Origin of the sequence: Pedobacter sp. GR22-6 (genome assembly GCF_037402555.1) — a bacterium.
In the GTDB taxonomy this organism is placed as follows: domain Bacteria; phylum Bacteroidota; class Bacteroidia; order Sphingobacteriales; family Sphingobacteriaceae; genus Pedobacter.
The window spans coordinates 212,629-233,695 of the sequence record NZ_JBBEUC010000003.1 but is presented as its reverse complement, the minus strand read 5'-3'; the positions used below and the strand labels follow the sequence as shown (position 1 = coordinate 233,695).

Below are 21,067 nucleotides of genomic sequence, written 5' to 3'. Positions count from 1 at the left end.
ATTATAATTGAATTTCATCAAATAAAATAAACCATTACATTTACCGAAACACTTAGATACTTCGATATATGTTACCTACAGTAAATTTTACAGAAACCGCTGCTTATAAATACCTCGCTGACCATTTCATCAGCATCAATGAGAAAGACCTGAAACAATTATTCCTGGAAGATGAAGGCCGTTTTGAGAAGTTCTCCCTTTTATTTGAAGACATCCTGGTCGATTATTCCAAGAACAGGATCGACGATACCACCATAGCCCTGCTGATCCAGCTGGCCAGGGAATGCAAGCTGGATGAGGCCATCAAGGCCATGTTCAGCGGAGAAAAGATCAACCAGACCGAAGGACGCCAGGTACTGCACGTGGCTTTACGTGAACCAGCCAACGGAGAGATCCTGGTAGAGGGCAAAAACGTGGTGACTGACGTACATGCCGTACAGGCCAAGATGGAAAAATTCAGCAATGCTGTGATCTCCGGGGAATGGAAGGGATATACCGGTAAAGCGATTACTGATGTGGTAAATATTGGTATCGGCGGCTCCGACCTTGGCCCGGTCATGGTCACCGAAGCCCTGAAAGCCTACAAGAACCACCTGAACATGCACTTCGTATCCAATATCGATGGAACGCACATTGCAGAGACACTGAAAACAGTGGATCCGGAGACGACTTTATTCCTTGTGGCCTCCAAAACCTTTACTACACAGGAAACCATGACCAATGCCAATTCCGCAAGGGACTGGTTTTTGAATAGCGGTGCTTCCAAAGAAGATATTGCGAAGCATTTCGCAGCCTTGTCTACCAATGCCAAAGATGTCTCAGCCTTCGGTATCGATACCGAGAATATGTTTGAGTTCTGGGACTGGGTAGGTGGCCGCTACTCCCTGTGGAGCGCCATTGGCCTACCAATAGCCTTGAGCGTAGGCTTCGACAATTTCAAGCAGTTACTTGCAGGCGCGCACGCTGCTGACCAGCATTTCGAAACCGCAGAATTTGAGATCAATATTCCGGTCATCCTCGGACTGATCGGCATTTGGTACATCAATTTCTTTGATGCAGAAACACAGGCCATCCTTCCTTACGACCAGTACATGCACCGCTTTGCAGCTTACTTCCAACAGGGAGATATGGAAAGCAACGGGAAGCACGTAGATAGAAACGGGAAAGACATCAGCTACGAAACCGGACCGATCATCTGGGGTGAGCCAGGCACCAATGGCCAGCATGCCTTTTACCAATTGATCCACCAGGGCACAAGATTGATCCCTTGTGATTTCATTGCTCCTGCACAGAGCCTGAACCCGATCGGCGAACACCATCCGATCCTGTTGTCCAATTTCTTTGCACAAACGGAAGCCCTGATGAACGGCAAGACCAAAGAACAGGTAGTTGCCGAACTCAAAAAAGATGGCAAGACCGACGAAGAAATAGAATTACTGGCACCTTTCAAAGTGTTTGAGGGCAACAGGCCTACCAACTCCATCCTCCTGAAAAAGGTAACACCTTTCAGCCTGGGCAGCCTGATTGCCTTCTACGAACATAAAATCTTTGTACAGGGCATCATCTGGAACATCTTCAGTTTCGATCAATGGGGTGTGGAACTGGGCAAGCAACTGGCGAAAAGCATTCTTCCTGAACTGGAAGGCGATGCAGCTGTTTCTTCCCACGATGGCTCTACCAACGGACTGATCAACCAATATAAGGCTTGGAGATAACGAAAATATGACAGAATCCAGCGTTTTCATATTAAACCTTTGCTGAGTTAATTTGTTCTAAAACAGTAGTATAAATATTTATTTCTACGTATATTAGAATGATCAACTATAAAAAGGAACAATATGAAAACGCTTAAAAGATTTTTAATGCTGGCAGCAGTCTTTACTGCGGTTCAGGCATCTGCACAAACAGATAAAGAAACGACCACCAAACTGGTCGATTCAAAGACCTTCACTTTTAATGCAACAAGCGCGCAGCCACTGGCCAATGCCGATCTCAATGCCATCCTGAGCAAAATGCCGGGCGGACAGGGCGGAGGCAATATCCAGCTGAGCGGCTCCATGTACGACCTTAAGGTCACCAAAGACAGTGTGGTTGCTTACCTCCCTTACTACGGAAGGGCATATACCGCGACCATGAATCCGGACGATGCCGGCATCAGGTTCAAGTCTAAGGACTTTACGTATAAAGTAGAGCAGAAGAAAAAAGGCAACTGGATCATCACCATTAACCCTAAAGATGTGAAAGACGGACAGCGTCTTACCCTCAATATCGGTACTACGGGTTATGCCATGCTCAATGTCATCAACAACAACAGACAATCCATTTCTTTCAGCGGTTACCTCAGTGACCCTGCAGCAGTTACTGCAAAGGCAAAATAATATAAACGAAAAAAGCCTCCCGGAAAGACCGGGAGGCTTTTTTTATGTCTATTTTTTCGGCACCAGGCTGATTTCAAACAAGTGTGGCCATTTCTTGCCGGTGATGAACAGGCGTTTTCCCGCTGCATCCCAGGCGATGCCGTTCAATACGTTATTTGCAATGTCAACATCATTGGTAAAATACCCGGCAGGCAACAATCCACTCAGGTCTATCTTTTTCTCTACAATTCCCGACAGTGGATCGATCACCACAATATAGTTCTTAGTATACACATTGGCATAGATTTTCCCGTCAATGTATTCCATCTCGTTGATGGAATCTACCGGGCCGTTGTTGTCATATACATCAATGGCATGTTCATCTTTATAGGTGTTCTTATCCATGAAGTAAAGCCGGTTTGTACCATCACTCATGATCAGCTGCTTCCCGTCATAGCACAGACCCCAGCCGTCCCGGGTGGTAGAATAAGGGAAAGTGCCCAGCTGTTTAAAGCTTTTGGCATCATATATAAAACCCATGTTGTGCTTATAGGTCAGCATCACTACTTTATCATCTACCAGTGTAGCCCCTTCTCCGAAATACTGTTTCTCGAGGTCGATCCGTTGTTCAGCCTTGCCTGTCGCAATATTTACCCACCTCAAAGTCGAATGGCCATCCTGACCTGTGCTCTCCAACAGTCTGCCACCGTGATATTCCAGTCCCTGCGTATAGGAACTCGTATCATGCGGATGTGTTTTCTGAATCGTGTAACCGTAGAGTGCCGGACTAAGGCCGGATTTCAACTCAACATTCACACTCAGGGTATCTTTTTCGTCCCCATTGGAGATGACGGCGCTGATGACTTTAAAGCCCACTGCCAGACCTGTGGTCTTCAGCATAAATGGTTTTGCATCGGCACTGGTACCAACTTCCTTCCCATCTACCAGGTAGCTGACGCCACCAATCGCAGCACCTTTCGGTACATCCAGTTCTACCTTGATTTCTTCACCAAGACCAAAACGCTGGCTCTGTTCCGGCAGTTTAAAGCCAAATGCCGAAGCCGAGGCTTCATCCTTACAGGAACTGATGAAAAGACTACTCAATAACAGGCAAAGCGCCACAAATGAAAATTTGATTTTTTTAATTAGGCCAGAATGCATCTTCTATGTGATTTATTTTATAAATGTGCTTATTTTCAAATACAATTGCAATTATATCGAAGCGGATCTCTCCCTGGTAGTTGCTGTCCTCAATGTATTCATTGGCTGCATACTCCAGTTGACGCTCTTTTTTGGTATTTACGAAATCTTCGGGCAGACCATAATCGACAGAACTCCGGGTCTTCACTTCTACAAATACCAGGGTATCCCGGTGATGTGCAATCACATCCACCTCTGCCCTTCCATATTTCCAGTTCATGCGCAATACCCGGTAACCCAGGTTTTCCAGGTATTCCTTTGCGATATCCTCGCCCCTCGTGCCCAGATCATTGTGACTTGCCATTTTGCTATTTTAAAATTACCGAACCCAGGAATTTAGAAATTTCCCGTTCCACTCCCTTTACAAAGGAATACCGCTGCATCAGGATTTCCTGGTTTACCGGATCTTTTTCCGTCTTGATCTCCTGGAGGATCCCGATCAGCATCCGGTCTACCTTGCGTTTTTTCAGGTGAAAGATTCCACCCAGGATCGTCGCCTTCAGGTTCACCGTCTCATCCCGCACATAGATCTGGTGCTTGTTGTACCAGTTTTCACTTAAGGAATATGGGGAGGTCGACAAAGTAATCGCCAGGTTAGCAAGCTCACGGTCCTGTCCATTGATGAACTGACTGGCTACGGGCAGGTGTCCATTTTCGATCTCATCGCGATAGGTGTCAATGATCCGCTTGCAAAGGGCATCTTCAAAACTGACATCTGATAAATTCTGTATGATAAAGGAACCAATATACATGTTGTCGATCTGGTCCCAGTTCACCAATTCATGCCCAAAGGCCAGCAATAGCCTCACGATCTCCTGTTCCTGGATCTCGTCCGTTTCTACCTGTTCTGCTGTGGTATGCTCCTGCGGAGCCAGTCCTGCAGAGGGGTCCGGATTTTCAAAAAGGTTGTCCGGCGGCATATCGCCGTATGGACTCGCCTGCTGATAGCCTGATGCCGGAGCCGTTCCTGTATTGTTTTGGGTATGGTTACTTGCTTTCTTGAACTTCGCAGCCCTGATCTTGTTCAGTTCCGACAGCAGGATCCTTTCCTCCAGCTGCAGCAAATTGCTGCATTCCCTGATGAAAATGGCCGCCTTAATGTCATCCGGGATTTTCGCGATACTCTCTACGATATCCCTGATGATGCCGGCCCGTTTGATCGGGTCAGTCCCGGCATCTTGCAAGAGGATTTCCGCCTTATACAGGATGAAGTCCTTACGCTTGTTCTCAATGTATTTCTTAAACTCCCCTGCGCCAACATGGTGCATGTAGGAATCGGGATCATGACCGTCCGGAAAGGAAACCACCTTTACATTCAGCCCTTCTTCCAGTATCATATCCAACCCCCTCAGGGAAGCTTTGATCCCCGCAGCATCGCCATCATATAAAATGGTTACATTCTGCGTGAAGCGGCTGATCAGCCTGATCTGCTCTGTCGTGAGTGAAGTTCCCGATGAGGCCACCACATTTTCTATGCCTGCCTGGTGTACAGCCAGCACATCGGCATAGCCCTCTACCAGGTAGCAGTTGTCGGTCTCCCGGATCGCACGCTTCGCATGGAACAGACCATAAAGCACATTGGACTTATGGTAAATGTCACTCTCCGGTGAATTGACGTATTTCGGTACATTCTTATCGGTCTTCAGCGTCCTTCCGCCAAAGCCGATTACCCTGCCGGTAAAGTTATGGATCGGGAACATGACCCTGCCTCTGAAACGGTCATAGGTCTTGCCCTTATCGTTCCTGATGGCCAGACCGGTCTTTTCCAGGTATTCTTCCTTATGTCCGGCGCCTACTGAACTCTGGATCAGTGCGTCCCAGACATCCGGTGAATAACCCAGCTGGAATTTCTTCAGGATGTCTTCCCGGAATCCCCGCTCCTTGAAATAGCTTAGCCCGATCGCGCGGCCCTGATCGCCGGTCCAGAGTTCATTGGCAAAGAAATCCGCAGCATACTCTGAAACGATATACAGGCTTTCCCTGGCATTTTGTGCTTCTATGTTCTGGGGCGACTGTACCGTCTCCTCCACTTCGATATTGTACTTCCTGGCCAGGAATTTCAGGGCTTCAGGATAGGAATACTTCTCGTGGTCCATGATGAAATGGACCGAATCCCCACCTTTGCCGCAGCCAAAGCATTTATAGATGCCCTTGGTAACCGATACGTTAAAGGACGGTGTCTTTTCATTGTGAAATGGACAATTGCCGATTAAACTGGTTCCGCGTTTTTTTAAGGACACAAAATCGCCTACGACCTCCTCAATACGGGCGGTCTCCATGATTTTGTTTATGGTATCCTGGTTGATCATTTATTTTACGAAGTTAGGGAAATTACTTGCCCTTTTCAAGGTGGTAGTCCTTATGGAGTACCAAAAAGCTGGCGCGCTCTTCTTTCTTAAAAGGATAGTCCCAGTTGCCCTGGTAACTGATTTTTACAGGGAGTTTCTCTCCCTCAAAATAACTGGTTTCGATGTTCATCTGTACATCAAAATCAAACAGCATATTACTGTATTTCATGTCTACATACCTGCCCAGGATCTCAAACGTCCGCTTATCGAAAATGGTCGTCAGTTCCTTGATCATCAGTCCATCTTTGGTGCTGTTGCTCAGATCGGGTTTCACTGTCACCTTAAAACGATATACCGGAATCGAATCCAGATAGGTCCCGCTATGGTAGGCATAGTCATAGTATTGGCGCATATTGGCCGTGAAGATTTCCGTCTTACTGCCGATGAAGGGCAGTCCTCTAATCGGTTTTCCGGGAGAAAAAATAAGGGTCTTCAGCTTGTCTTTGTAACCCTGGTTGCTGTCTTCAGCTTTGCCTGCGATCATCGGGGCATCAGCTACGAAATCGGTCTGGTAGGCATTCATAAAGATGTAATCAAACATCTCAATGGTGTACAATTGGTATTTTCCGTTCTTTTTATAGACTTTCCCGGTATCCTGTTTCACAAGGTATTCCATCTTTTTAGGGCCGGAAGCATGGTGTTTGATCTTGCGGTAGATCCTGCCGTCTACTTTATTCTTTTTGTCGTAGGTATAAATCCGGTTCTCGGCCGTAAAGCCGTATTTCTTCATGTTCCGGAATGCCTGATAAAAGCTGTTATCTGTAATGATGGCATTGATGAAGGTTTCCGTCCCAAATTTCTGGGCTTTGATATTTACCACAGAATCCAGCTGAATCGTCTCCAGGGTATCCGGATTGAAGCGCTTGATTTCCTGTGTGTACCCGCAAAGGTATACCATCATCAATACCGCAAATACCAGTCCCCTGCTCATGAATTCGCTTAGTTCCCCAATTGTTTCAGCGCAATGTACGCCATTAAACCTGTAGACGTTCTCAACGCATCCTCATCCACATCAAAGTTTGGCGTATGTACGGAATACGTCGTGCCTTTAGCCGCATTCCCAGTACCCAGCCTGTAGAAACAAGCATTGGTCACCTGCGAATAATAGGCAAAATCTTCCGCCGCCATCCAGATGTCCAGGTCTATTACATTTTCCTTGCCAAGGTAATCCTCAGCGAAGGCACGCGCATTATCGGTCAGTACCGGCTCATTGATCAGGAAGGGATATCCGTCCATGATCCTGAAATCGCAGCTTCCGCCCATGCTTTCAGCAATACCCTCGGCCATTTTCTTCATCAGGCGTTTCGCCTCTTTACGCCATTCCTCATTCAGGGTTCTGAAAGTTCCCTCGATCTTTACTTCGTTCGGAATGATATTGGTAGCCCCGTTTGCCTGTACCTTTCCGAAGGAAAGCACAGATGGCAGACGCGGATCGGCATTTCTGCTCACAATCTGCTGTAGTGCGATGATGATATGGGAAGCAATCAGCACCGGATCGATGTTCTGGTGCGGCTGCGCACCATGTCCGCCTTTTCCGTGTACCGTTACATAAAGTTCATCTGTAGAAGCCATATAGATGCCCGGACGGAAACCGACTTTACCGGTCTCGATCAATGGCATTACGTGTTGGCCTACAATGGCCTGGGGTGTCGGGTCTTCCAGTACCCCCTCTTTGATCATGATGCTTGCACCACCTGGCAGCAGTTCTTCTGCCGGCTGGAAGATCAGTTTTACCGTACCGCCAAAATCTGCCTTCAGGCTGTTCAAAATGTACGCCGTACCCAATAGGGAAGAGCTGTGTACATCATGGCCGCAGGCATGCATTACTCCGGTATTTTTGGAAGTATAAGGTTTCTCGTTGGCCTCCAGGATGGGCAGTGCGTCCATATCCGCACGCAATGCGATGACCTGGTCCGAAGGAAGCTCACCGCTGATCAGTCCAACCACACCAGTATTCGCCATTTCTGTATAAGGGATCCCCCATTCCGTCAATTGTTTCTTGATATAGGCAGAAGTCTCAAACTCATGAAAAGAAAGTTCGGGATTCGCATGGAGGTGCTGGCGGTAGCCTACTACCTGCTCAAATATCTCGCCTGACAGGGCCTGGATTTGATCTTTATTAATCATTGTAATCTAAGTTAGGGGCGTTAATCTTTTCTCTAAAAATAAACAGGGTAGGAAAGCTGGGCCTCAGTTCATTCAGAAGGCGCTGTGCCTCCAAACGGGTCCTGAAATCTCCCACACGCAGGTAATAATTAGGTTCCTTATAAGTAATGTAAGTATTTAGCGAAGGATACTGGCTACTGAACTTTGCTTGCTGGCTGTAGACCTGTCTGCGGTCTGAACCGTAAAATACCTGCACACGGTAGCCCATGGAGGAAACAATGGTTGCAGGTCTGGCCGCGGCCGGACCTGCAACGATCTTAGTACTGGTATTTAAAGCTATTCTTTTCGCGATCAAACTGTCAATCATCGGATCTTTCAGTACCGTGACCAGGCCTTTGGTCTGTGCAGACAGGCCAATAGCACAACAGATCAATACACCAGTGAATAAGCTTCTCATTAAAATCAGTTTCGTTTACAATCCTGCACCATGGCAGTTTTTATATTTTTTACCGCTGCCACATGGACAAGGCTCATTTCTTCCAATCACTACATCCTTGCGGATCGGTTGCTGAGGCTGCGCTTCGCGGGTATCTTCCATTTCCGGCATACCTGTGCTGCTCGATTGTGTAAACTCAGGCTTCGACATCTTCAACTTGCTGGGAGCCGGCCTTGGGGCCTGTGCTTCCCTCACGTCGTTTGGGTCAGTCTGCACCGGGATACCTCCTTTATACAGGAAGCTCACCACTTCTTTGTTTACTGCGTTCAGCATATTTTTGAACAGGTTGAAAGCCTCCATCTTATAGATGATCAAAGGATCTTTCTGCTCGTATACCGCATTCTGTACCGATTGCTTCAACTCGTCCATCTCGCGCAAATGCTCTTTCCATGACTCGTCAATCAGTGCCAGCACGATTGTTTTCTCAAAAGATTTGGTCACCTCACGTCCGTGGTTCTCAATTGCTTTTTTCAAACTTACCGGAACCTGTACATGGCGCAGTCCATCTGTAAAAGGAACGATGATCTGTTCGATCTGCTCACCACGTTCTTCAAATACCTGCGTCAGTACCGGCATGGCCTGACTGATGATCGCATCTGATTTCCTGGCGTAGAATGCACTCACCTCTTCAAACAACTTGTCGGTCAGGTGGTGGATGTTCCTGGAGTTGAACTCTGCTTCATCAATGGTCGTATCTGCAGAGAAGTTCTTGATCACTTCCAGCTTAAAGCCTTCGTAATTGCCTTCTTCTTTATATTCAGTCACAATGTCTTCTGCCACGTCAAACACCATATTGCTCATGTCTACATCCAGACGTTCGCCAAACAGCGCATTTTTACGTTTTGCATAGATCACCGAACGCTGTGAGTTCATCACATCATCATACTCCAGCAAACGCTTACGGATCCCGAAGTTGTTCTCCTCTACTTTCTTCTGTGCACGCTCTATAGATTTGGTGATCATCGAGTGCTGGATCACTTCACCATCCTCGATACCCATTCTCACCATGATGTTGGAAATCCTTTCAGAACCGAACAAACGCATCAGATTGTCTTCCAGTGAAACGAAGAACTGGGATGAACCCGGATCTCCCTGACGACCGGCACGACCGCGCAACTGTCTGTCTACACGGCGAGACTCATGACGCTCTGTACCTACGATGGCCAGACCACCGGCTTCTTTCACGCCAGGGCCCAACTTGATATCCGTACCACGGCCAGCCATGTTGGTCGCGATGGTTACCTGTCCTGCCTGACCTGCTTCCGCTACGATGTCTGCCTCTTTCTGGTGCATCTTGGCATTCAGCACATTGTGTTTGATGCCCCTCAGTTTCAGCATTCGGCTCAGCAATTCGGAGATCTCTACTGAAGTCGTACCTACCAATACCGGTCTGCCCGCTTCTGTCAGTTTCACGATCTCTTCCGCTACTGCATTGTATTTTTCACGCACCGTACGGTACACATAATCCTGTTGGTCTTTTCTGGAGATCACCCTGTTGGTCGGGATCTCTACCACATCCAATTTATAGATCGACCAGAACTCGCCAGCCTCCGTAGTTGCCGTACCCGTCATACCGCAAAGTTTGTGGTACATCCGGAAGAAGTTCTGCAAGGTCACTGTTGCATAAGTTTGTGAAGCATCTTCTACTTTCACATTCTCTTTTGCTTCAATCGCCTGGTGCAGTCCATCAGAATAACGGCGGCCATCCATGATACGGCCTGTCTGCTCATCTACGATCTTAATTTTACCTTCATCGATAATGTATTCCACATCGATCTCAAACAAGGTATAAGCTTTCAGCAACTGGTTTACCGAGTGGATTCTTTCTGCCTTGATCGAATAATCACGCATCAGGGCATCCTTCTGTGCAATTTTCTCTTCAGCGGTCAGCGACGATTTTTCAATCTCCGCGATCTCTGTACCCACATCAGGCAATACGAAGAAATTATGGTCCTCACCCGATTTGGTGATCAGCTCGATCCCTTTCTCGGTCAGTTCCACCTGGTTGTTTTTCTCATCAATGTGGAAGAACAGTTCGGCATCTACCTTAGGCATGTTCTTCGACTGATCAGCCATGTAATAGTTTTCCGTTTTCAATAAGGTCTGCTTTACGCTGCCTTCGCTCAAAAACTTGATCAGGGCCTTATTTTTAGGCAAACCGCGGTGTGCACGTAAGAGTGCTAGACCACCTTCGCCCTCATCGGGACCGGCTTTACCGTCATTGATCATTTTCTTGGCCTCATTCAAAGCCTTGCTTACATATTCTTTTTGGGCATTCACCAGGCGTTCGATGCGTGGTTTCAGCTCATGGAATTCATGCTGGTCACCGAAAGGTACCGGGCCAGAGATGATCAATGGTGTACGTGCATCATCGATCAGTACGGAATCGACCTCATCCACCATTGCAAAGTGCAGCTTGCGCTGTACCAGCTGGTCGGGGGTCTGCGACATGTTATCGCGCAGGTAATCGAAACCAAACTCGTTGTTGGTACCATAAGTAATGTCGGCCAGGTAAGCATCCCTGCGCTCCTGGGAGTTCGGCTCATGCTTATCGATACAATCTACTTTAATGCCATGGAATTCAAACAAAGGACCGTTCCATTCCGAGTCACGTCGTGCCAGGTAATCATTCACGGTTACGATGTGTACACCTTGTCCGGCCAAAGCATTCAGATATGCCGGCAGGGTACTCACAAGGGTTTTACCCTCACCAGTTGCCATCTCGGCAATCTTACCGCTGTGCAATACCATACCACCGATCAGCTGTACATCATAGTGGACCATGTTCCAGGCCACTTCTGTTCCGGCAGCATCCCATTTATTGGCCCAAAGTGCTTTATCGCCCTGGATGGTTACATTCTTCTTGCGTGCGGCATAATCGCGATCAAACTGTGTGGCAGTTACTTCCAGGAAGGCATTCTCAGAGAACCTTCTCGAAGTTTCCTTCACTACAGCAAATGCTGAAGGCAGTATTTCCTGTAAAACCACTTCCAGTTCCTTATCTCGGTCTTTGCCAAGGGCATCGATCTGATCGTATAAGGCTGTTTTTTCTGCCAGTGAAAGTTCCTGGTTCTCTGCTTCAGCTTTCAGTCCGTTGATCTTCTCATCGATCTCGGTCAGGGCTTTGGCAATTACTTCTTTAAAATATACCGTTTTGTTACGCAGCTCGTCATTGCTGAGCACCGACAGTTTTGCGTATTCTTCATTGATTTTGACAACTATAGGCTGTAATGCCTTTATATCTCTTTCTGATTTGCTTCCAAATAACTTGGCTAAAAATCCTAACATGCTTTATGATTGTGTTTTATTGGTAATGTGCTTCTTATTAATTGTGATTTCGAGGTACAACAACCAGACCAATGTAACCTTAGGTCACATTGTCAGTCATTTACAATCCCCTGGCGGGTGTCATCTACACAACTAAGGACTATTATTCTTCGGCTTTGCCCGTATGGTCAGGTCGGCAATGACATTGTTATAAGCCCGGTACTTCATCACACGCAGTTCAGAAGAAAGGCCGATCGCACTGAGTTCACTATAGGTCAGGAAGAAAGGATGTACCTGGTCATCAGTCTGGTCAGAATTCACCGAAACCGAATCAATACTTACCTGGTGCTTGTTGCAATAGCGTTCCGTCAATAGCCTTAGCCCCTCTACCCGCTCTGCTTTTGCAAGGTGGGTAAGGCTAAAAAATACCAGCGATAACGTTACGATATGTCTCATGATCGGGGGCAAATCTAATTTTAATCTTTTACATACAGAAATCTCATTCCGCTTATTACTTCAATTTAGCTGTAAATAATTTGGTTAAAGCGGTATATTTGCCCGCATAGACCAACAATTAAATCGCATTTACAAATGAATATATTAGTATTAGGATCAGGAGGAAGAGAAAGTGCTTTCGCCTGGAAGATCAGCCAGTCGGCCGCTTGCGCACAACTTTTTATCGCACCCGGTAATGGTGGTACAGGTGCTTATGGCAAAAACATCAACCTAAACCCTAATGATTTTGAGGCGGTAAAAGCATTGGTACTCAAAGAAAATATCGAGCTGGTGGTCGTTGGTCCGGAAGAGCCGCTGGTCCGTGGCATCCATGATTTTTTCCTGGCGGATGAGTCCCTGGCCAAAATTCCGGTGATCGGCCCTAAATCAGAAGGTGCCATTCTGGAAGGCAGTAAGGATTTCTCCAAGCAGTTCATGGCCCGTCATGGCATTCCGACACCAGGTTCCGAATCCTTCAGCAATGAAAGCCTGCAGGAAGGTCTGGCCTACCTCGACAACCACAGTCTGCCCATCGTGCTCAAAGCCGACGGCCTGGCCGCTGGAAAAGGCGTGGTGATCTGTCAGACTGTAGCTGAAGCTAAAGAAGAACTGCAAGCCATGCTGGGCGGTAAATTCGGCAGCGCCGGTTCATTGGTGGTTATTGAAGAATATCTGACCGGCATCGAACTTTCCGTGTTTGTCCTGACGGATGGCGACAATTACGTGATCCTGCCGGAAGCCAAAGACTATAAGAAAATCGGTCAGGGCGACAGTGGTCTGAATACCGGCGGAATGGGCTCCGTATCGCCAGTTCCATTTGCAGACCAGGCCTTTTTAGACAAAGTAGAACAAAAGATCATCATCCCGACCATTGACGGCTTGAAGAAAGACGGCATCGATTATTCCGGCTTTATCTTTTTCGGCCTGTTTAAAGTTGGAGATGAGCCGCTGATCATCGAATACAACTGCCGCATGGGCGATCCGGAAACCGAGAGTGTGATCCCGCGTATTGAAAATGACCTGGTAGAGCTGTTTATGGCCACTGCCAAAAAACAGTTGAAAGATTATAAACTCAGCATTAGCCCTAAAAACGCAGCAACCGTGATGGTTGTAGCAGGCGGTTATCCCGGCGATTACGAAAAAGGCAAAACCATCACCGGAATCGACAATGTGCGTCAGTCGGTCGTGTTTCATGCCGGCACAGTTTTAGAAAGCGGTGTCATCAAGACCAATGGCGGCCGTGTGATCGCTGTAACCAGCTTACAGGACAACCAGTTTGATGCCCTGCAATCTGCCACCGCAGATGCAGCAAGACTTTATTTTGACGGAAAATACTTCCGGGAAGACATAGGATTTGATTTAGTATAAAATCCTTCTTTTAAGCGTCACCAGTCTGCGAGCTTTCGCCTGTTTGCATTCTGGTGATAGCTTAAGCAACCAGCTTAAGTAAAAATTAGTTTAAAACAAAACACGATGGACTTTATTATACAACTTCTCGTCAATGCCGCTGTCATCCTGGGCATGACCTATATCCTCCCAACAGTGACCATTAAGAATTATGGTACTGCCGTACTTGTAGCTCTTGTGATCGGGATCCTCAATGCTACACTTGGCTGGTTCCTGCGTTTCCCCCTCAACATCGTCACTTTCGGACTTCTTTCCTTTTTGATCCACCTCGTCGTCACTGCATTGATGATCAAACTTGCCGACAAGCTTTTCTCAGATTTCTACATTAAAGGCTTCGCCCCCGCCGTCATCATCGCATTGGTCATGTCACTCGCCGGCTGGATATTGTAATTGCATTGTCGACATCCAAAAAGTAGAATTTACCATTGATCAAAATAAATGGATCAATGAGCGTCACAATACTAAGACTGGAGGTTTCGGCAATACTGTCCACCTGATTTCGGAATCCGCTGTCCAGCCATTTCGCTGCAAAATGTCCACTAATTTCAGCCAAAGTATCCACTTGACTGATTTTAAAGGCTTTGAATCATCATTTATATGGGGTCTGCATTCCTGGTCTGCTGAGCAGTTTCAGAAAGCTCAGCGTACTGAAAATAGGGTAAAATCTGGATTCTAAACACAGAGTTATAAAGAATTGAATTGGGGAGGCTACTAACGCTTATCTAAGCGCATTTATCAGGCAGAAATACCTAGCGCCAGGTCCAGGGGATCCAGAAAGCGTTGGGTGAAAATTGACTGGACACTTTGGCCCGAAAAGAGGTGGATACTATCTCCGAAATCTCCATAAAGCACGCCAACAGAATAAACGTTGTAATTTTCATTACCAAAATAAATTTGTGCGGAATAAAACGCTGTTTATAGCGTCCTTCCCGCAATAAGTTAATTTGCATATCTTTGATAAGCTTGTTCCCGGCATTTTTCCGGGAGGGTTAAAACTGGATTCTTTTCTAAAGGGACGGGTTTTACCTAAGCGATATAGCCGTTCCGGGTCCGACGCCGGAGCGGTTTTTTCACTTAGCAACCTCTTTAAGCTGTGGTGGTCCTTTTTATCTCTTCATGTGTCTTTGTTTGTGGTTCGCGATTCTTTTGTTCTGGTTATGAATTGTTGTTTAGTTGTTTCTTTAATTACATTACAATCAGTCGCTTGGCCCCGCCTGCCTTCCTGGGATCTGCAACGCGGAACTGAATGCCACCTTTCTCAAATACCCTCAGGATTTCCGAAAGCCTGGAATCTCTCCTGATCACTCCTGTAAAAGTTCTTTTGCCCGCTTCCCGGTCTTCGTATACGATCTCCAGGTTGTACCAACGGCCTATCTGCCGTAAAATCTCCGAAAGCGGCGTATTGTTGAACCTGAACTGGCCATCTTTCCAGGCCAGCACATCTTCGGTGTTTACCCTCCTTACTTCGAGTTGGCCTCCGCTCAGGCTAGATTGCTGACTGGGCTTCAGGATTATCGGAGCTTGCTTCGCCGCTGCACTTGTTCGCGATGACGAACTTAGGTCCGCGTACACCGCAGCAACCCCTTCTACTAATGTAGTTTTTACGATACCTTCATCTGCATAGGCATTGATGTTGAACGTTGTTCCGATATCCTCTACGGTTTGCTTGCCACCTCCTGGCTCCTTGCTCTCTACCCGGAAAGGTTGTTTTTCGTTGTGAACTACCAAGAAGTAGGCCTCCCCCTCTAACAATATTTTGCGTTCTTTTCCAGAAAATTGTGCAGGAAAAATGATTTTTGAATCTGCGTTTAGGTATACGTGTGTTCCGTCTGGCAGTGTAAACTTATAGGTTTGGCCTTTGGCTGTGGTGGCGGTGAGCATTTGCGCTTTGCTACTAAGGCGGTCGTCTTCCTGAACTTGTTTCAGGATCTCGCCATCGTCATACTTCAGCGCATCTCCTACAATTACGCCTTGCTTAGTACTGTCGAGTTGGATCACTTGGCCGTTGGCCAGCGTGATAGTCGCTCCACTCTTTCCGGGGGCTATGTCAGATCCTGCTAGTACGAGGTTCCGGCCTGCGCCGGAATGACGAGAAGGGCTAAAAAACCAAATGCCAAAAACAATAGTGGCTACCGCAGCTGCTACGCCCACGCCCAGGCGCCACCTCGGCCACAAACTCAGCAGTTTGCCTCGCTCTGGCCGTGCAGGAAGCCCCTGCGCTGTACCAGCTACCACCTCAAAAACCCGTTTCAGCATTGCTGCCGATTCCTCCGCACTAAAAACCAGCTCTTCAGCAGTATACTTATCCCATAATTCTGCAAGTAAGACCTTCAGCTGCTCTTCATGTTCCTGCAAGGCCATAAGGCCCCGCAGCTCATTACGCTCAGCCTCGGTAGCACCTTGGCTCACCTGCAGTTCGAATAGTTGGCTAAGACGGTCCTTGTTCATTTATTTCTGCGCTTTACTACTAAAGACACAGAAATTCAAAAAAGTGGATGCGGTATTTAAAAATATTTATTTAGTTCTGGAGTTGGTACTTTTTAGTGGCGTTGTTTTACACCGTTTAATGGCAGACTTTGCTTAGTATTTTTACGGAAAATCTAAATATAGATCAAAACAAATTGATGAGAATTTCCAGGCAAGTTTGCGAATGTCAAAAACATATCGTAATATTGCGATACAAACTATGGGACTCACTAAATCAGAAATATTCACAGACGAGCAGAACCAGCTCTCCACATTGCTGAAAGCGATCGCTCATCCGGCACGCATCGCCATTCTGCAAAGGATCATCATCTCAAATACTTGTATTTGTGGGGATTTGGTAGGCGAACTCGGCCTGGCACAAGCAACCATTTCGCAACACCTGAAAGAACTGAAAACAGCTGGGATCATACAGGGCACTATCGAGGGCGTTAGTGTTTGCTATTGCATCAACCCTAAAACCTGGAAATTACTGGAAGATCAGCTTGGTGCCTTTTTAGGTTCTTACAAAGGCGAAACTACCTGCTGTTAACCTTTTTTTACTTATATCAATCGTAAAATTGCAATATTATGAACAATACAGAATTTATGAACTGGCAGACCTTTAAAGGCACATTAGCGCAACATCCGGAATTGATCTTACAGTTCCAGTACGCCGAAGGCAAATGGGTGGATGCTTCTTATCACATTACAGAAATCAAACAGGCTCCGATTGTGTCTGTCGACTGTGGGGGAAAGATGAACACCTGGACTGAAGTGATCATGCAGCTTTGGGAGCCCTCTGTACAAGACAGTGAAAGGGCAATGCAGGTCAGCAAGGCTTTGTCCATTGTAAAAATTGTCGAAAAATCGTTACCGCTCAATCCCCTGGCTATGGTAAAAATTGAGTTCGGCAATTCCGCTTTTGACACCAGACAAATGTATCCGGGAGAATTTATCATTGAGGGGGACAACCTCATCATCAACCTGGTTCCGGACTTTACGCAGTGTAAAGCCATCGGGCGCGGAGAGCGTTGCGGAACCACAGACAGCGGCGAAGAATGCTGTGCGCCTGCCACAAACACAGAAAAAACAAAAATACAACTGATCAATCTTGCTGGCGATTCGCAGGTATGCGAGCCAGGTTCGGGCTGTTGCTAATACCAAAAACCAAACTTCAATTATAAAAATGAAAAAAGTACTCGTACTATGTACTGGCAACAGTTGCCGCAGTCAGATTGCAGAAGGCTATCTGAGACATTTCGCAGGCGATGCTGCTACAATCTACAGCGCAGGCATTGAAACGCATGGTGTAAACCCCAAAGCCATTGAAATCATGAAAAGGGATGGGATAGATATCTCTGGCCATACTTCGAATAACCTGAATGAATACACCGGAATCGACTTCGACTTCGTCATCACAGTATGTGACAACGCGAAGGAAAGTTGCCCCTACTTCCCATCCAATGCCGTCAAACTGCACCATAATTTCCCGGATCCTGCAAAAGCTACAGGAAGCGATGAAGAGGTGATGGAGCAGTTTAGAGCCGTGCGGGAAATGATCAGAAAGTATGCACAGCACTTCGTAAACGAAAACCTGTGAGCTTCCTGGATCGTTATCTGACACTGTGGATATTTCTGGCAATGGCCATCGGTGTTGGCATTGGCTATTTTGTGCCTGGTTCTGCTGGATTTATCAATTTGTTTTCAAGTGGCACAACCAATGTGCCACTTGCCATTGGCCTCATACTCATGATGTACCCGCCGCTGGCCAAAGTCCGCTATGAAAAAATGACGGAGGTCTTTCGCAATACCAGAGTACTTGGAACCTCACTCTTCCTAAACTGGATAGTCGGACCTGTGCTTATGTTTATACTGGCCATTACTTTTCTGCATAGTTATCCCGAATATATGATCGGGCTGATCCTCATCGGGCTCGCTCGCTGCATCGCCATGGTAGTGGTATGGAACGAGCTGGCTGAAGGCAACAGGGAATACGCGGCAGGACTGATTGCGCTGAACAGTATTTTTCAGGTATTGCTCTACAGCATTTATGCCTGCCTCTTCATCACCGTCTTCCCACCGCTCTTTGGCATCCGGGGACTGGATGTGAACATCACTATTGTTGAAATTGCAAAAAGCGTGGGTATTTACCTGGGCATTCCATTTGCCGCCGGGCTGATCAGCCGTTATGCGCTGATCAAACTCAAAGGTCAACAATGGTTTGAACAAGTCTTCATTCCCTTTATTTCACCCATCACCCTGATCGCCCTGCTCTTTACCATTCTTGTCATGTTCAGCCTCAAAGGTGAACTGATCCTTCAAATCCCTATGGATGTAATCCGCATCGCCATACCTCTGGTCATCTATTTTGGACTGATGTTCCTGATCAGCTTTTTTGCCGGTAAGAGGATGGGTGCCGACTACCCACAAAGTGCATCAATTGCCTTTACGGCTGCTGGCAACAACTTTGAACTGGCTATCGCTGTCGCCATCGGAGTCTTCGGCATCAACTCCGGACAGGCCTTTGTTGGTGTGATAGGTCCGCTGGTTGAAGTTCCGGCACTAATTGCCCTGGTCAAACTCGCATTCTGGTTCCGGAAAAAGTATTATAGCCAGCAGGAATCTTTAAGGCCATAAATCCTAACAAATTCTATTTAACCATCAGCAATATCGACAATGCTGCATGTGCTTTCACAAACTCTGCGACTGCTTTGACCGCCAATTGCTGATATTTCTTTACTGAATCTACTGAGATTTCCATTTGGCTGGCAATCACAGGATTTTTCAGGCCTTGCTGGCGTAGCCTGAATACCCGCTGCTGTTGTTGCGGCAACTGCGCTACTGCCCTTTCTACCAAAGCGATGTATTCCGGATCATCGAGCAATGAGCGCTCCTGAAAATCTTCCAGCTCATCTTTTAACAGATCGATATCATAAGTCTCTACCAGCCCCTGTATCCTGGCAGTCTTCCGGATACAATTGAGCGTGTAATTCCTGGTTATGATGAACAAATACGAACTGAAGCTGTGGAGCTCCTGCAGTGCTTCCCTGTTCATCCACACCTTCACAAACACATCCTGCACAATCTCCTGGCTCAGCTCTTTCGATGCTGTCAGCAATTGCACATAGCCGGCCAACTGGTTATGATACCCGTAAAAGAGTTCGGTAAAAGCTGCCTCATCGCCACCAGCCACACGGGCCAGCAATTCCTTTTCATGATGTAATGGTCTCAGTGCCATCCAGTTTTTATATGATATGCTAAGTTAGGAATTTTTCAGAAAACAAACTCAGAACTTCTTCCTGATCCTTATTGGACCTGCGCCAAAAGTTTTCTTACAAAAAGAATAAAAATGACTCGTATCGCAAAAACCCAGTTCTTCTGTGATCAAGGGGATTTCCTGATCTGTCTCCTTCAACATCCGCAGCACTTCATCCGCCACTTTCAGCAGGATCAGGCTACGTACTGTCTTGCCATATTTAGCCGCAACTAATGAATTGAGGCGCCTGTCGGTCAGGCCCAGCTTCCTGCTGTAAAAGCCAGTCGTCCGCTCCTGCTTAAAAAAACGGTCCAGCAATTCCTCAAATTCCCGCAGCTTCGCTTCTGTCCAGCTCTCCGCTGGCTGTACCGGCTCTGCCCGCCTGGAAAGCTGAACGATCTGTTTCAAGAGGCGGTAAAAACTGTGTGGAAGTTCGGCAAACTGCGACTTCAATGTCTTTTCCTGAGCTCCGGGAAGATCCTGAAATACCGGCTCCAGGTTTTCATCAAAAAGACCCCGGTCTTTCAGTTCAGGGTAATGATTGCAAAAAGCACAATAAGCGGCTTCCTCAAAACGCAGGAACCATCCTTTGGAATCTTTCAGGTCCATGCCGCCCAGACAGCCGGGATGGAATACAAATAACCTGCCCTTCTGCCCGGTATAGTTCCGGTAACCCATCGTGAATAAGGCCTCACCACTCAATACCAAAACCACAACATAGCCACTGAATAACCTGGAGGGAAGCGGAATCCCCCTCATTCGCTCCAGGCGGTACACTTCGGGCAGCATTTCGCCAGGGCCTGCCTGACCGCAACCCGACTTCGTACCGGACACGACCACAGCCCTACGGTGTTTCAACGTTCTCAATTCAATCATCTGCTAACCGCTAATTTTGGTTCATATTCAACATCAACCGGCAAAATTCGCTGAAGATCCTGACCTGAACAAACTCACCGAACGAAAGCGCAAAGGATGTACTCAAATCGCAATTTCAGCAAATTTTATTTTGAAAGAAATGTCGAAATGAAGCCATACAGAACAATATTTGTTCAGCCATAATTAACACTTCTCTGGAAAATGATTGGTATCTTGTACCCTTAATTGAACATGTCAAAAACACCGATCATATCAGGCTTTTTCCTATTGGAAAGGATGCAAATGAAGGGCGGCTGGACCTACATCAGGCTGTCCGGAATCAGTGCAGACCTCAAATCTAAATTTGGAGTGGTGAAGGTCAACGGGACAATAGACAGCTATCAGCTCATCGAATACAACCTCATGCCAATGAAAACGGGGGAATTCTTTCTTCCCATAAAAGCAGAAATCCGCAAGGAAATTGGCAAACAGGAAGGAGACCGGGTGGAACTGACCCTCTTTGCAATGCAGGACATCGCCGCTATGGCCAGTCCTGAAGACCTCATCACCTGCCTCCAGGATGAGCCTAAAGCACATCAGGCTTTTATGAACTATAGCGAAGCCGAACAAAAATCTTTACTCAACTGGATCGCCGAAGCCAAACATGATGAGGCCAGGGTACAGCGGATAGCCCGTGCCATAGATGTACTACTTTCCAGTTCGCATTAAAGTTTGGTGATAAGGTACCCGCATCAGATCCTACTTAAGCCCTGCTCAAGGGTTGATCAAGCCTTGCATGGGCCAATAGCCTATG

At 46.9% G+C, this 21,067-nt stretch carries 20 protein-coding genes; 9 read left to right on the top strand and 11 right to left on the bottom strand.

Features of this window, described 5'->3' with window-relative positions; genetic code table 11:
* Positions 1-68: 68 nt before the first annotated feature.
* Positions 69-1,715 (top strand): glucose-6-phosphate isomerase, encoded by a 1,647-nt coding sequence (gene pgi, locus WAE59_RS14810; RefSeq protein ID WP_337856758.1) that lies wholly within the window; start codon positions 69-71, stop codon positions 1,713-1,715.
* Between the two features lie 123 nt (positions 1,716-1,838).
* A complete protein-coding gene (locus tag WAE59_RS14805) occupies positions 1,839-2,378 on the top strand; it encodes a DUF4251 domain-containing protein (protein ID WP_337856757.1) in 540 nt (179 codons plus the stop codon).
* Between the two features lie 48 nt (positions 2,379-2,426).
* Here the strand turns inward: WAE59_RS14805 and WAE59_RS14800 are convergent, their stop codons facing one another.
* The 8 genes from WAE59_RS14800 to WAE59_RS14765 form a co-directional block, all read right to left on the bottom strand.
* On the bottom strand, positions 2,427-3,518 hold the full coding sequence (locus tag WAE59_RS14800) for a glutaminyl-peptide cyclotransferase (RefSeq protein WP_337856756.1): 1,092 nt from the start codon (positions 3,516-3,518) through the stop codon (positions 2,427-2,429).
* Positions 3,499-3,861 carry a YraN family protein gene (locus WAE59_RS14795; protein ID WP_337856755.1) on the bottom strand — a complete coding sequence of 121 codons (363 nt, stop codon included), beginning with the start codon at positions 3,859-3,861 and terminating at the stop codon, positions 3,499-3,501. The genes WAE59_RS14800 and WAE59_RS14795 overlap by 20 nt, the downstream gene beginning before the upstream one ends.
* Before the next feature lie 4 nt (positions 3,862-3,865).
* Entirely contained in the window at positions 3,866-5,866 is a 2,001-nt protein-coding gene (gene dnaG, locus WAE59_RS14790) for a DNA primase (protein ID WP_337856754.1), read from the bottom strand.
* 22 nt (positions 5,867-5,888) lie between these two features.
* Positions 5,889-6,836: a hypothetical protein gene (locus tag WAE59_RS14785; RefSeq protein WP_337856753.1), complete on the bottom strand. Its 948-nt coding sequence runs from the start codon at positions 6,834-6,836 to the stop codon at positions 5,889-5,891.
* 8 nt (positions 6,837-6,844) lie between these two features.
* Positions 6,845-8,032 (bottom strand): M20 metallopeptidase family protein, encoded by a 1,188-nt coding sequence (locus WAE59_RS14780; RefSeq protein ID WP_337856752.1) that lies wholly within the window; start codon positions 8,030-8,032, stop codon positions 6,845-6,847.
* Positions 8,025-8,468 (bottom strand): SPOR domain-containing protein, encoded by a 444-nt coding sequence (locus WAE59_RS14775; protein WP_337856751.1) that lies wholly within the window; start codon positions 8,466-8,468, stop codon positions 8,025-8,027. Before WAE59_RS14775 ends, WAE59_RS14780 begins: the two co-directional genes overlap by 8 nt.
* A gap of 15 nt (positions 8,469-8,483) precedes the next feature.
* Positions 8,484-11,795 carry a preprotein translocase subunit SecA gene (gene secA, locus WAE59_RS14770; RefSeq protein WP_337856750.1) on the bottom strand — a complete coding sequence of 1,104 codons (3,312 nt, stop codon included), beginning with the start codon at positions 11,793-11,795 and terminating at the stop codon, positions 8,484-8,486.
* Between the two features lie 132 nt (positions 11,796-11,927).
* Positions 11,928-12,230: a hypothetical protein gene (locus WAE59_RS14765; RefSeq protein ID WP_337856749.1), complete on the bottom strand. Its 303-nt coding sequence runs from the start codon at positions 12,228-12,230 to the stop codon at positions 11,928-11,930.
* Between the two features lie 135 nt (positions 12,231-12,365).
* Here WAE59_RS14765 and purD point away from each other — a divergent pair, with 135 nt between their 5' ends.
* Positions 12,366-13,637, top strand: coding sequence for a phosphoribosylamine--glycine ligase (gene purD / locus WAE59_RS14760; protein ID WP_337856748.1), 1,272 nt, complete (start codon positions 12,366-12,368; stop codon positions 13,635-13,637).
* Between the two features lie 105 nt (positions 13,638-13,742).
* On the top strand, positions 13,743-14,066 hold the full coding sequence (locus WAE59_RS14755) for a phage holin family protein (RefSeq protein WP_337856747.1): 324 nt from the start codon (positions 13,743-13,745) through the stop codon (positions 14,064-14,066).
* 795 nt (positions 14,067-14,861) lie between these two features.
* On the opposite strand, the gene WAE59_RS14750 is transcribed toward WAE59_RS14755, so the two are convergent.
* A complete protein-coding gene (locus WAE59_RS14750) occupies positions 14,862-16,124 on the bottom strand; it encodes a FecR family protein (RefSeq protein WP_337856746.1) in 1,263 nt (420 codons plus the stop codon).
* 238 nt (positions 16,125-16,362) lie between these two features.
* Here WAE59_RS14750 and WAE59_RS14745 point away from each other — a divergent pair, with 238 nt between their 5' ends.
* The 4 genes from WAE59_RS14745 to arsB are packed head-to-tail and all read left to right on the top strand — an operon-like array spanning position 16,363 to position 18,779.
* Entirely contained in the window at positions 16,363-16,692 is a 330-nt protein-coding gene (locus WAE59_RS14745; RefSeq protein WP_337856745.1) for an ArsR/SmtB family transcription factor, read from the top strand.
* Between the two features lie 38 nt (positions 16,693-16,730).
* A complete protein-coding gene (locus WAE59_RS14740; protein WP_337856744.1) occupies positions 16,731-17,300 on the top strand; it encodes a DUF6428 family protein in 570 nt (189 codons plus the stop codon).
* 28 nt (positions 17,301-17,328) lie between these two features.
* Positions 17,329-17,742, top strand: a complete 414-nt coding sequence (locus tag WAE59_RS14735) for an arsenate reductase ArsC (protein ID WP_337856743.1) — start codon at positions 17,329-17,331, stop codon at positions 17,740-17,742.
* Complete coding sequence (gene arsB, locus WAE59_RS14730; RefSeq protein WP_337856742.1) at positions 17,739-18,779, top strand: ACR3 family arsenite efflux transporter; 1,041 nt, start codon at positions 17,739-17,741, stop codon at positions 18,777-18,779. The genes WAE59_RS14735 and arsB overlap by 4 nt, the downstream gene beginning before the upstream one ends.
* A gap of 13 nt (positions 18,780-18,792) precedes the next feature.
* Here the strand turns inward: arsB and WAE59_RS14725 are convergent, their stop codons facing one another.
* The gene (locus WAE59_RS14725) at positions 18,793-19,380 is read right to left on the bottom strand and encodes a sigma-70 family RNA polymerase sigma factor (RefSeq protein ID WP_337856741.1); all 588 of its coding nucleotides are present in this window, start codon (positions 19,378-19,380) and stop codon (positions 18,793-18,795) included.
* A 48-nt stretch (positions 19,381-19,428) separates the two neighbouring features.
* On the bottom strand, positions 19,429-20,274 hold the full coding sequence (locus tag WAE59_RS14720) for an AraC family transcriptional regulator (protein ID WP_337856740.1): 846 nt from the start codon (positions 20,272-20,274) through the stop codon (positions 19,429-19,431).
* A 231-nt stretch (positions 20,275-20,505) separates the two neighbouring features.
* Between WAE59_RS14720 and WAE59_RS14715 the strand changes: the two genes are divergently transcribed.
* A complete protein-coding gene (locus tag WAE59_RS14715; RefSeq protein ID WP_337856739.1) occupies positions 20,506-20,982 on the top strand; it encodes a YdeI/OmpD-associated family protein in 477 nt (158 codons plus the stop codon).
* Positions 20,983-21,067: the final 85 nt, after the last annotated feature.